This window comes from Microbacterium sp. BWR-S6Y, assembly GCF_041379845.1.
Taxonomy (GTDB): domain Bacteria; phylum Actinomycetota; class Actinomycetes; order Actinomycetales; family Microbacteriaceae; genus Microbacterium; species Microbacterium hydrothermale.
Map to the genome: position 1 here is coordinate 221,226 of NZ_JBFECV010000002.1, position 11,853 is coordinate 233,078.

An 11,853-nucleotide genomic window follows, 5' to 3' on the forward strand; every position below is an offset into this window, starting at 1 on the left:
TCGGATGACGGATGCCGTGGCCCCGCGCCGCCGTTCAGGTCGCTGGATCGCGGTGCTCATCGTGCTCGTCGTCCTGGTGGCGGGCGCGGTCGTGGCGGCCGAGTTCATCGCGAGATCGGTCGTCACGAACACCGTGCGATCCCTCGTGGTGAAGAACGTCGGCATCCCGGACGGTCAAGAGGTCGACGTGTCGGTGGCCGGCATCGTGTTGCCCCAGCTGTTGAGCGGTCGACTCGACGACGTGTCGGTGCGCTCGGACGACGTCACGCTCGGCCCGCTCACCGGCGACGTGCTCGTCGAGATGCAGGGCGTGCCCGTGTCCGGCGGTGCCGCGGCGACGGGCGGATCGGCTTCCGTGCGACTCGACGAGGGCCAATTGCGCACGCTTCTCGCGCAGATCCCCGACTTCCCGTCCGGAACCGTCGGTCTCGCCGCCCCCGAGGTCACGTTCCAGAGCGAGCTCTCGCTGTTCGGCGTCGGCGTTCCCGTGGGCGTCGCCGTCACCCCGGGGGCGACCCAGGGCGACATCACCCTGACTCCGGCGTCGTTCGACCTCGCCGGCAACACCATCGACGCCGACACCCTGCGTGCCCAGTTCGGTGGGGTCGCGGATGCCGTCCTCGGAACCCGGTCGCTCTGCATCGCCGATCGGCTGCCCGCCGCTCTCACCCTGACCTCGGCCACGGTGCAGGGACAGACGTTGGTGGCCGCCTTCGACCTCGCCGGCGGAGTCCTGAACGACCCGTCGCTGCAGGCGAACGGCTCCTGCGGCTGACGGGGCGTCCGCCCGCGCGCATCGGTGCCGTGAGCGCCGACGCCGGTGCGCTCGGGCCCGAGAACTCGGCGGACGCCGACGCCTGATCCACCGTCTTCCGGAGACGCGGGGTCTCTCACCCGGCTCCGCGGTCGATGCCGGTCGCGGCTCCCGCCCCCGGATGTCCTAGCGTCCCCCGGGGTGCCCTGCGGTCGGAACGGATCGCGAGGCGCACCCGGAGGGAGACCCGTGATGACCAGCCCCCTGTCCCGTCGGACGGTGATCGCCGCGGGCGCGTGGTCCGCGCCCGTCATCGTCCTCAGCGCGGCCGTCCCCGCTCGCGCGACGAGCGCAGCGCCGGGCGCGCCCACGGTCGCTCTGGACCGCGCGCGCCTTCACCCCGCTGAGGCCACCGGGGTCCGCGTGACGCTCCGCGACGCCGCGGGACGACCGATCCCGGGGGAAGCGATCTGGGTGACCACGGCCGATCCGTCGATCGCCCGTATCGAGCAGCCGTCGGGCGTGACCGGCCCCGACGGTGTCTTCTCCACGACGGTTCGCGTGCTCACCGACGCACCGCCGACGACCACGACGGTCGTGGCGACATCCTCCGGGGCGACGGGATCGAGCTCCCTCGAGGTGCTGCAGACGACGGTGATCGTGCACGATCCGACGGGCGCGTCGACGACGGTGCTCGCCCTCCCGCACGGAGATCAGGATGCCGTTCGCGACCTCGAGAATCGTGGATTCGCGCACAGCGACCTCCAGCCCACCGGTCGCTGGGTGCGGGCGAATGACGTGCTGGACGTCGACGTCGTCGACGGTCCGGCGGGCGCGCTGGCCCTGTCGGTCGGCGCGCGCGGACCCTGGCAGGCGTTCAACGGCGGGCAGAGCCTCGACGTCGTCCGCGTCGCGCTCGTCGCCGGGTCGCAGCGGGTGACGGCTCCGTGCGACGGCATCGTGTTCGTCTCCAACTCCTCCGTCGAACAGGTCGCCACGGTCACGATCGCCGGGGGAAGTGCCCATCCGGTGTGGGTGAAGGACCGGACGACCCCAGACGATTTCGCGGCGCAGCTCTCGAGGTTCTCCACGGCGCCCCTCGTCTCGATCGTGGGAGAGCGCTCGTTCGTCGACGTGCAACGCCGCGTCGTCGACGACCTCTCCTCACGCGGTGTCGCGTGGGACCCGGCCGATGTGGCCTTCCGTCTCGACCGTGTCCTCTCGGACACGTGCGACGTCTACGGTCTGACGTACGCGGCCGTCGGCATCGCCCTCAAGTACCCCGGGAGGGCGTACTTCTCCGGCGCCGACTCCGGCGCGGGCTGGGCCTTCGCGACGAATCAGTGGCTGTCCTTCCAGGTCGACACCGGAGCCAGCGAAACCCTCCTGACCACGCCCGACAACTGGGGTACCTGGCACGAGGTGGGACACACGTTCCAGACGCCGGCCTACACGTGGTCGGGCCTGGGTGAGGTCACGGTGAACATCTCCTCGCTCGCGCTGCAGCAACGTCTGACCGGCGAGCATCGCTTGGATCAGTCGACGGATGCCCAGGACCGCATCTCCCGCTACTTCGCGCAGCAGCTCTCCGATCGCGACTTCGCGACGTTGACCGACGAAGATCCCTTCCTCCCGCTGTTCCTCTTCGATCAGCTGCGGCAGTCGTTCGGCGAGGGCTTCTACCCCGCCGTGAGCCAGGTGTACCGCGTGCGGCGCATCCGGGGTCTCGCGATGCCGTCGACCGACCAGGACAAGAAGGATCTCTTCGCGCAGGTCGCGTCCCAGGTCGCGGACCGCGACCTGGGACCGTTCTTCACCGCGTGGGGAGTCCCGGTCTCCGCATCCGTCTCCTCCGCGCTCGGATCACTCCCGGCCTTGCAGAACCACATCTGGACGGCCATCGACTCCCGCGACTCCCGCCGTGAGCGGGACGTCGGCTACAACCTGCCCGTCGGAGTGCTCACGACCGCCGATGTCACGCTCTCCCTCGGCGACCGCGACGCCGTTGCGGCGACGGTGTCGGGTCTTTCCACGCTCGACGGATCGGCCAGCTCCGTGGTGGCACGCGAGAGCGTGGCGGTGAACGTCGGCCCCCGGGAGGGACGCGTCCTCGCCGTGCTGCAGGCGTCGGATGCCACGCAGGAGGTGCTGTGGCGCGCGGTTCCCGTCACCGTCACCTCGGCACTGGAGTTCGTCGGCTGGTACGACAAGATCGCGGGATGGATCGGCATGAGCGCGGACGGGACGCGCCTGGTGGCGACCTCGACGGGCGCGCCCCCGCACGAGGTCTACTTCCGCGGGAAGTCCTACTACCAGGTGACGCTGCAGAACGCGTCGAGACGAGTGATCGCCACGGTGACGGTGCACGGTGACGAGACGCACGACAAGGTCGTCGCCGTGATGAACGGCGTGAGGGTGGCATCCGGATACCGACTGATCGTGAACGCGGCGGAGCCGTCCCGCGTCCACGTGTACCAGAACAGCGTGCAGGTCGGGTCGCTCTCGTCTGCGCCCCAGACCGTGACGATCCGCAACGGACGGTTCGTCGTGTGACCGCGTCCGTCTCACGAGGGCAGTCGAGATGCCGGAGGTCAGAGGCCCCCGGTCGTCCAGCCGGAACTCTTCTCCTCCCGGAGCTGTCGGGCCAGATGGAGCGTCGTCCGGGCCCATGACCACGTCGTGCCCGGGGTGACGGCCGTCTTCATCTCCGCCGGGATCCCGTACGCGTCGAGGAGGTCGTCGAACTCGCTGGGCGACACGTCGATCTGCGAGAGGCGCTTTCCCCCCGCGTAGAGGAGCATCCGGGGCGCGATGGCCGGGCGGACGTTGCTGATGAACCCGGGTGCCAGGATGTAGAACGCCTCCGCTCCCTCTCCGGTCGTCACTCGAACTGCCGTACACATGTCATCCGCCTTTCAGACGATCGCGCTCAACATCCCTCGGCGGAGGAAGGCCTCCGCGTCACCGCCCGCGCACTCCGCGATGGCGAGCGCTTGGTTCCTGTCGAGGAGGTAGCGGTCCATGACGACCGAACCCTGTGTCCCCGCCCGGGGGAAGAGCTGCTCCGCGGTGAACGGGATCCGGAGGAGGCTCAGGATGTAGTCCAGTTCCGTCGCCTGGAGTGTCCAGGGGACGCCGCCCACCCCGGTCGGGAGCAATCGCTCGAAGACGCCGCGCCGCGGGAACTTCGATGCGTGATCACTCGGAGGTCGGAAGACGGCCAGATGCCCGGGAGAGACGACGATGAGGCGCTCATGTACCCAGAAGGTGGCGGGCATGACCTCGCCTCACGTGCTCTCGTCGAGGGGCGCCGTCGTGCGCCATGCGTACGCCTGCTCCAAGAGACGGATCTCCCTCGTCAGCTGCGCCGCGATCCCCCAGAAGGCTGGATTCTCACCGACGACCGACACCGCATCGGCCCCGAGGATCTCCTGGTTGACACGCAGCTGGGACGCGGTGATGGACGCGGGGCGACTCCGGGGTCTCCCGTAGGGCTCGCCCCACCCCAGGAACGGATTCAGGAACCTCAGGAGAGGGTGCGTGAAGTCGCCCGAGAGCGCGCTCAAGAATTCCGGGGCGAGGAGGACGTGGTTGATGTGCGTGTCGGCGTCGCTGACGACATGCTCGAAGCAGATGATCATGGCCGGGAACCCCTCCCTGCGGGCTGAGGCGGATCTTTCCATCGTCGATTCATGCGTCCGCCCGGTCCGCAGATCTCACCCCTCCTCGGGGCCGATTTCATGCGTGTCCGGCGCGCATCGGTTGCCTGCGACGTTCCCGCGCGGTCCCACCCGTGCCCGAGCGCCGCTCCGCGGCGCGGGAAGGGAGCGGCATACGCCGTGCTCTAGACTGATCGGACTGCCCGCCGCGTGACTCTCCGCGGGGGTGGGAGCCGTGATCCGCGGCCGTCGCGTCGCCGCCAAACCCGATAGGTTCCTCCGTGTCCGCCTCGCACTCCGCGCTCGTGCCCGAGTGGCTCACCGCCCCGGCCGAAGCGAACGAGCTCGTCGCCCCCGTCTGGCCCGCCAGCGCGCACCGTGTCGACGACGGTTCCGTCGAGATCGGCGGGGTGTCGGTCTTCGACCTGCGCGACCGGTTCGGCACTCCGCTCTACGTCGTGGACGAGGACGAGGTGCGCGCGCACGCCCGCCGCGCTCGCGCGGCCTTCGACGGTGCGGCCGAGCGGCACGGCATCCGGGCTCGCGTCTACTACGCGGGCAAGGCGTTCCTGTCGACCGAGGTCGTCCGCTGGGTCGTCGACGAGGGGCTCTCGGTCGACGTCTGCACGCTCGGCGAACTCGAGGTCGCCCTGGCCGGGGGAGCGGAGCCCGCGCGACTCGGCTTCCACGGGAACAACAAGAGCGTGCGCGAGCTCGAGCGGGCGGTCGAGGTCGGGATCGGCTCGGTCGTCGTCGACAGCCCCATCGAGATCGAGCGCCTCGCCGCGGTCGCCGAGCGGCGCGGGGCGGTGCAGTCGGTGCTCGTGCGCGTGCGCACCGGGGTGCACGCCGAGACCCACGCCTTCCTCGCCACGGCCCACGAGGACCAGAAGTTCGGCTTCTCGCTCGAGGGGGCGGCCGAGGCCGTCGCGCGCATCCGCGAGCTGCCGAGCCTGCGCTTCGTCGGGTTGCACGCCCACATCGGCTCGCAGATCTTCGACTCGTCGGGCTTCCGCGAGTCGGCGGCGCGTCTCGTCGACCTCCACGCCGACCTGCTCGCCGGGGGAGAGATCCCCCTGCTCAACGTCGGCGGTGGCTTCGGCATCTCGTACACCTCGGTCGACGACCCGAAGCCGATCGAAGAGATCGCCGACGGCATCCTGGACGCCATCGCCGACGAGTGCGCGGTGCGCGGCATCCCGATGCCCGACGTTGCCACCGAACCCGGCCGCGTGATCGTCGGCCAGGCCGGCGTGACCCTCTACGAGGTGGGCACGGTCAAGACCGTCACCGCGGCGGAGGGACTCGAGCGCACCTACGTCAGCGTCGACGGCGGCATGAGCGACAACGCCCGCCCCGCCCTGTACGGCGCCGACTTCTCGGCGCGCGTCGTCTCGCGCGCGAGCTCCGCGACGCCGGCGCTCTCGCGCGTGGTCGGTCACCACTGCGAATCGGGAGACATCGTCGTGGATGCCGAATATCTCCCCGGCGACGTCACGCCCGGCGACCTGCTCGCCGTCCCCGCCACCGGCGCGTACTGCTTCTCGCTCGCGAGCAACTACAACTACACGCCCCGCCCGCCCGTCGTCGCCGTGCGCGGGGGCGAGGCCCGGGTGATCGTCCGCGGCGAGACCGTGGCCGATCTGCTCGCGCGCGACGCCGGGTTCTCGGCATCCGCTTCCACCGCAACACCCCACGGAGACACCGAATGACCGACTACCGCACGCTCCGCGTGGCGCTCCTCGGCGCCGGCGCCGTCGGCTCGCAGGTCGCCGACCTGCTGCTCAAGCACGGCGACGAGCTCGCCGACCGCGCGGGCGCGAAGCTCGAACTCGCCGGCATCGCCGTGCGCAACCTCGACGGCAAGCGCGACGCCGACCTTCCGCGCGAGCTGTTCACGACCGATGCCGAGACGCTCATCGTCGGCAGCGACATCGTCATCGAGCTGATGGGCGGTATCGAGCCCGCCCGCACCCAGGTGCTGCACGCGATCGCCTCGGGCGCCGACGTCGTCACCGCCAACAAGGCCCTGCTCGCGACCCACGGCTCCGAGGTGTTCGAGGCGGCCGACCAGGTCGGAGCCGAGGTCTACTACGAAGCCGCCGCCGCCGGGGCCATCCCGATCATCCGGCCGCTGCGCGACTCCCTCGCCGGCGATCGCGTCGTGCGCATCATGGGCATCGTCAACGGCACGACGAACTACATCCTCGACCGCATGGACACCGAGGGCGCCGACTTCGCCGACGTGCTCGCGCAGGCGCAGGCGCTCGGCTACGCCGAGGCCGACCCCACCGCCGACGTCGAGGGCTTCGACGCCGCGCAGAAGGCCGCGATCCTCGCGAGCCTCGCCTTCCACACCACGGTGCCCCTGGACGCCGTGCACCGCGAGGGCATCACCTCGGTCGACGCCGCGATGATCGAATCCGCGCGCCACGCCGGGTACGTCATCAAGCTGCTCGCCGTGTGCGAGCGCCTCACGGCGGACGACGGCTCGGAGTCCATCTCGGTGCGCGTGTACCCCGCCCTCGTCGAGCGCACGCACCCGCTCGCGAGCGTGCACGGGGCCAACAACGCCGTCTTCGTGCAGGCCGAGGCCGCGGGCGACCTGATGTTCTACGGCGCCGGCGCCGGCGGCGTGCAGACCGCCTCGGCCGTGCTCGGCGACGTCGTGTCGGCCGCGCGCCGCCACATCGCCGGGGGAGTGGGCGTGGGCGAGTCCACGCGCGCGAACCTTCCCGCCGTGCCCATCGGGCACGTCATCACGCGCTACCAGATCACCCTCGAGGTCGACGACCAGCCCGGCGTGCTGGCGACCGTCGCCGGCATCCTGAGCGAGGGTCGCGTGTCGATCGCGACCGTCGAGCAGACCGTCATCGAGGCGGACGAGAACACCCAGACCGGCGGTTCCGCCCGTCTGGTCATCGGAACACACAAGGCCCGCGAGCAGGACCTGAGCGAGACCGTCGAGCGTCTCGCCGCGAGCGGCGTCGTCGAGCGCGTGGTCTCCGTGCTGCGTGTGGAAGGGAACTGACATGGCACACCTCTGGCGCGGAGTCCTCCGCGAATACGCCGACCGTCTCGGTGTCACCGACGCCTCCACCGTCGTCACCCTGGGCGAGGGCGGCACGCCGCTGATCCCGGCTCCGGCGCTGTCCCAGCGCACGGGCGCCGAGGTCTGGGTCAAGTTCGAGGGCATGAACCCCACCGGATCCTTCAAGGACCGCGGAATGACCGTCGCGCTCTCGCGCGCCGTCGAGCACGGTGCCAAGGCGGTCATCTGCGCCTCCACCGGCAACACCTCGGCGTCGGCTGCGGCCTACGCCGCACACGCCGGCATCACCGCCGCGGTGCTCGTGCCCGAGGGCAAGATCGCGATGGGCAAGCTCAGCCAGGCCGTGGCGCACAACGGTCGCCTCATCCAGATCCGCGGCAACTTCGACGACTGCCTCGAGATCGCCCGCGAGCTCGCCGACCACTACCCGGTCCACCTGGTCAACTCGGTCAACCCCGACCGCATCGAGGGGCAGAAGACGGCCGCCTACGAGGTCGTCGCTCAGCTCGGCGACGCCCCCGACTTCCACTTCATCCCGGTCGGCAACGCGGGCAACTACACCGCCTACTCGCGCGGATACCGCGAAGAGGCCGCCCGCGGCGTCGCGACGAAGGTGCCCCGCATGTTCGGCCTGCAGGCGGCCGGGTCCGCGCCGCTGGTGCGCGGCGAGGTCGTGAAGAACCCCGAGACGATCGCCAGCGCGATCCGCATCGGCAACCCCGCCTCGTGGGATCTCGCGCTCGAGGCGCGCGACGCCACCGACGGCTGGTTCGGCGCGATCGACGACGACGGCATCCTCGAGGCCCAGAAGATCCTCGCGGGAGAGGTCGGCGTCTTCGTCGAGCCCGCCTCGGCCATCAGTGTCGCGGGTCTGCTCAGCCGCGCCGAGGCCGGCGTCGTCCCCGCGGGCGCGAAGGTCGTGCTGACCGTCACCGGCCACGGACTCAAGGACCCGCAGTGGGCCCTGCGTCGCGCCGACGGGTCGACCGTCGAGCCCACCGTCGTCGACGCGACCACCTCGGAGGTCGCCTCCGTGCTCGACCTGCAGCCGGTGACCGCGTGAGCTCAGGCCCCGGACGCCGGGTCGCGGTCCGCGTTCCCGCGACGAGCGCGAACCTCGGCCCCGGCTTCGACACCCTGGGCCTCGCCCTCAGCGTCTACGACGAACTGGTCGTCGAGCAGCTCGACGGCGACCGCCTCGAGATCGAGGTCGAGGGCGAGGGGACGGCCGACGTCCCCCGCGACGCCTCGCACCTCGTGGTGCGCGCGATGGCGCACACCTACGCCTCGGTCGGTCGCACCCTGCCCGGATTGCGGCTGACGGCGCACAACGTCATCCCGCACGGCCGCGGCATGGGCTCCTCGGGGGCGGCGGTGGTCGCCGGCATCCTGGCCGCGAAGGGACTGCTCGAGGGAGAGGTCGCCTTCAGCGACGTCGACCTGCTGCGCCTGGCCACCGAGATGGAGGGGCACCCCGACAACGTCGCGCCCGGCCTGTTCGGCGGTCTGACCATCGCGTGGATGGATGCCGAGGGCCCCCAGCACAAGCAGCTCATCGTGCACCGCGGTGTCTCGCCCCTCGTCTTCGTGCCGAGCTTCACGATGTCGACGGCCGTGGCGCGGAGCCTGCAGCCCCTGCAGGTGCCGCGCGAGGACGCGGTGTTCAACGTCTCGCGCTCGGCGCTGCTCATCGCGGCGATGACGCAGAGCCCCGAGCTGCTGATGGCGGCGACGGAAGACAAGCTGCACCAGAACTACCGCGCGCAGGCCATGCCCGAGACCGACCGGCTCGTCCGGGCGCTCCGAGCGGAGGGGTACGCCGCCGTCGTCTCGGGTGCGGGACCGAGCGTGCTCGTGCTCGCCGACGGGCCCGGGCAGCGACTCGCGGCGGCGGATCTTATGGCATCCGTCGTCGACACCCCGTGGCAGGCGCTCATGCTCGCCGTCGACGTCAAGGGTGGTACAGTGAAAAACGCAGAGGGTTCCGCGTAATCTCGCGAATCTGAGCCTCTGCACACCTGCGAAATCCGCAACACATCGCGAACCCGGTATCGGCTGCAGTCTTCCGAACCGCTGGTGTCTCTTCGTCTGCGTTCTGCATGGCGAAGCGCGATCTGATCACGTTTCATTTCTGAGGAGCACTCGTGGAGTCCATCTCCGAGACCCAGCCCGTCGACGCGCCCGAGGGCGCCGAGAACATCGAGCAGCCCGTCGCTGCCGACGAGGCGACCGACAACGACACCGCCACCGCCGAGGCGGAGCAGACCGAGGGCACGGAAGCCCCGGATGCCGCGGCCCCGGCCGACACGGAGGCTGAGGCTGACGCCGACGCGGGCGCCACGGCCGAGCCCGAGGCGCTGTTCACCGACGACGCCCTCGCCGCGAGCGCGCCGGCGGAGGAGGCCCCCGTCGAGGAGCCTGCCGCCGAGGCACCCGCCGCGGAAGAGGCGCCCGTCGAGGAGCCTGCCGCCGAGGCGCCGGCGGTCGCTGACGAGGCGCCCGCCGAGGAGCCTGCCGCCGCCGAAGAGCCTGCCGCCGCCGAAGAGCCCGCGCCCGCCGAGAAGCCGGCCCGCGCGCCGCGCAAGCGCGCCCCGCGCCGTGCGACCACCGCCTCCGCGAAGGAGAAGGCCGCGGCCGAGGCCGCCGCTGCCGAGGCCGCCGCCACCGAGGCCGACGCGGACAAGGCCGACGCCGCCGCCGAGGAGCCGACCACCCCCGCGGCCGACGTCGCCGGGGATTCCGCCGTCGAGGCCCCGGCCACCGCCGCCGACGCGTCGCCCGACGAGGCGACCGCGACCGAGACCGCGACCGAGACCACCGCTGCCGAGACCACCGCCGCCGGGGATTCCGCTCCGGCGGAGTCGGCGGCATCCGAGGCCCCCGAGGCCGACGCCGTCGAGCAGGCCGACGAGACGCCCGCCCGCGGCCGCGGACGCAGCCGCTCGCGCAACCGCAACCGCAACAAGGGCGAGACCGCCGAGAAGAACGACGCGCAGCCCGCCGCCGACGAGACCGAGCAGCAGAGCGCGCCGCAGGCCGCGAACAGCTCGGCGGCGCCGTCGGGGAACCAGCGCGACGCCTCGCAGAACGGCTCGCAGGCGCAGCAGCAGCAGGGCGCGTCGAACAGCCGCAACCGTCAGCGCAACAAGCGCCGCGGCCCGAACACCACGGGTGACGAGTTCGAGACCGAGATCGGCGAGGACGACGTGCTCGTCCCGATCGCCGGTGTGCTCGACGTGCTCGACAACTACGCCTTCGTCCGCACCACCGGCTACCTCCCCGGCCCGAGCGACGTTTACGTCTCGCTCGGTCAGGTGAAGAAGTACAACCTGCGCAAGGGCGACGCCGTCGTCGGTGCGATCAAGCAGCCCCGCGAGGGCGAGCAGCAGGGTCGCCAGAAGTACAACGCGCTCGTGCAGGTCGACTCGATCAACGGTCTGTCGGTCGACGACGCGGCCGCCCGCGTCGAGTTCAACAACCTCACCCCGCTGTACCCCCAGGAGCGCCTGCGCCTGGAGACCGGTCCCGAGAAGCTCACGCAGCGCATCATCGACCTGGTCGCCCCGGTCGGCAAGGGCCAGCGCGGCCTGATCGTCGCGCCCCCGAAGGCCGGCAAGACGATCGTGCTGCAGCAGATCGCCAACGCGATCGCGACGAACAACCCCGAGGTCCACCTCATGGTCGTGCTCGTCGACGAGCGCCCCGAAGAGGTCACCGACATGCAGCGCACCGTGCGCGGTGAGGTCATCGCCTCGACCTTCGACCGTCCCGCCGAAGACCACACCACGGTCGCCGAGCTCGCCATCGAGCGCGCGAAGCGCCTCGTGGAGCTCGGTCGCGACGTCGTCGTGCTGCTGGACTCCATCACCCGCCTCGGCCGCGCCTACAACCTCGCCGCCCCCACCTCGGGTCGCGTCCTGAGCGGCGGCGTCGACGCCTCGGCGCTGTACCCGCCCAAGCGCTTCTTCGGTGCCGCGCGCAACATCGAGAACGGTGGTTCGCTCACGATCCTCGCCACCGCGCTGGTCGAGACCGGGTCCAAGATGGACGACGTGATCTTCGAGGAGTTCAAGGGCACCGGCAACAGCGAACTGCGCCTGAACCGTCAGCTCGCCGACAAGCGCATCTTCCCGGCCGTCGACGTCAACGCCTCCAGCACGCGCCGCGAAGAGATGCTGCTCTCTCCCGACGAGGTCAAGATCACCTGGAAGCTGCGTCGCGCCCTCGCCGGTCTCGAGCCCCAGCAGGCCCTCGAGGTCGTGCTCGGCAAGCTCAAGGAGACGCAGTCCAACGTCGAGTTCCTCGTGCAGATGCAGAAGTCGATCCCGGCGCCCGCGCGCGGCGGTGACGACAACAGCATCCGCTGATCGGCGGCGCTCGCGATGTCG

The 11,853-nt window shown here is 71.1% G+C and carries 10 protein-coding genes; 7 read left to right on the forward strand and 3 right to left on the reverse strand.

Features of this window, described 5'->3' with window-relative positions:
• Positions 1 to 4 precede the first annotated feature (4 nt).
• Complete coding sequence (locus tag AB1K56_RS04920) at positions 5 to 775, forward strand: LmeA family phospholipid-binding protein (protein ID WP_371204818.1); 771 nt, start codon at positions 5 to 7, stop codon at positions 773 to 775.
• 231 nt (positions 776 to 1,006) lie between these two features.
• Positions 1,007 to 3,307, forward strand: coding sequence for a M60 family metallopeptidase (locus tag AB1K56_RS04925; protein ID WP_371204819.1), 2,301 nt, complete (start codon positions 1,007 to 1,009; stop codon positions 3,305 to 3,307).
• 38 nt (positions 3,308 to 3,345) lie between these two features.
• Here AB1K56_RS04925 and AB1K56_RS04930 read toward each other — a convergent pair whose 3' ends face one another.
• From AB1K56_RS04930 to AB1K56_RS04940, 3 genes are read right to left on the reverse strand one after another with little or no spacing between them, the layout of a single operon-like run.
• Positions 3,346 to 3,639 carry a hypothetical protein gene (locus AB1K56_RS04930; RefSeq protein ID WP_371204820.1) on the reverse strand — a complete coding sequence of 98 codons (294 nt, stop codon included), beginning with the start codon at positions 3,637 to 3,639 and terminating at the stop codon, positions 3,346 to 3,348.
• A 30-nt stretch (positions 3,640 to 3,669) separates the two neighbouring features.
• Complete coding sequence (locus AB1K56_RS04935; protein WP_371204821.1) at positions 3,670 to 4,032, reverse strand: hypothetical protein; 363 nt, start codon at positions 4,030 to 4,032, stop codon at positions 3,670 to 3,672.
• 9 nt (positions 4,033 to 4,041) lie between these two features.
• Positions 4,042 to 4,395, reverse strand: coding sequence for a hypothetical protein (locus AB1K56_RS04940; protein ID WP_371204822.1), 354 nt, complete (start codon positions 4,393 to 4,395; stop codon positions 4,042 to 4,044).
• A 299-nt stretch (positions 4,396 to 4,694) separates the two neighbouring features.
• Here AB1K56_RS04940 and lysA point away from each other — a divergent pair, with 299 nt between their 5' ends.
• The 5 genes from lysA to rho all read left to right on the forward strand — a co-directional run bounded on the left by lysA (position 4,695) and on the right by rho (position 11,832).
• On the forward strand, positions 4,695 to 6,125 hold the full coding sequence (gene lysA / locus AB1K56_RS04945; RefSeq protein ID WP_371204823.1) for a diaminopimelate decarboxylase: 1,431 nt from the start codon (positions 4,695 to 4,697) through the stop codon (positions 6,123 to 6,125).
• Positions 6,122 to 7,444, forward strand: coding sequence for a homoserine dehydrogenase (locus tag AB1K56_RS04950; RefSeq protein ID WP_371204824.1), 1,323 nt, complete (start codon positions 6,122 to 6,124; stop codon positions 7,442 to 7,444). The genes lysA and AB1K56_RS04950 overlap by 4 nt, the downstream gene beginning before the upstream one ends.
• A 1-nt stretch (position 7,445) precedes the next feature.
• A complete protein-coding gene (gene thrC / locus AB1K56_RS04955; protein ID WP_371204825.1) occupies positions 7,446 to 8,528 on the forward strand; it encodes a threonine synthase in 1,083 nt (360 codons plus the stop codon).
• Entirely contained in the window at positions 8,525 to 9,457 is a 933-nt protein-coding gene (thrB, locus tag AB1K56_RS04960) for a homoserine kinase (protein ID WP_371204826.1), read from the forward strand. The genes thrC and thrB overlap by 4 nt, the downstream gene beginning before the upstream one ends.
• 152 nt (positions 9,458 to 9,609) lie before the next feature.
• On the forward strand, positions 9,610 to 11,832 hold the full coding sequence (gene rho / locus AB1K56_RS04965; RefSeq protein ID WP_371204827.1) for a transcription termination factor Rho: 2,223 nt from the start codon (positions 9,610 to 9,612) through the stop codon (positions 11,830 to 11,832).
• Positions 11,833 to 11,853 lie beyond the last annotated feature (21 nt).

Excerpts from the sequence above, each read along its gene's own strand:
- AB1K56_RS04920 (WP_371204818.1), top strand. The coding sequence starts at position 5 with ATGACGGATGCCGTGGCCCCGCGCCGCCGTTCAGGTCGCTGGATCGCG.
- AB1K56_RS04925 (WP_371204819.1), top strand. The coding sequence starts at position 1,007 with ATGACCAGCCCCCTGTCCCGTCGGACGGTGATCGCCGCGGGCGCGTGG.
- AB1K56_RS04935 (WP_371204821.1), bottom strand. The coding sequence starts at position 4,032 with ATGCCCGCCACCTTCTGGGTACATGAGCGCCTCATCGTCGTCTCTCCC.
- AB1K56_RS04940 (WP_371204822.1), bottom strand. The coding sequence starts at position 4,395 with ATGATCATCTGCTTCGAGCATGTCGTCAGCGACGCCGACACGCACATC.
- AB1K56_RS04950 (WP_371204824.1), top strand. The coding sequence starts at position 6,122 with ATGACCGACTACCGCACGCTCCGCGTGGCGCTCCTCGGCGCCGGCGCC.
- thrC (WP_371204825.1), top strand. The coding sequence starts at position 7,446 with ATGGCACACCTCTGGCGCGGAGTCCTCCGCGAATACGCCGACCGTCTC.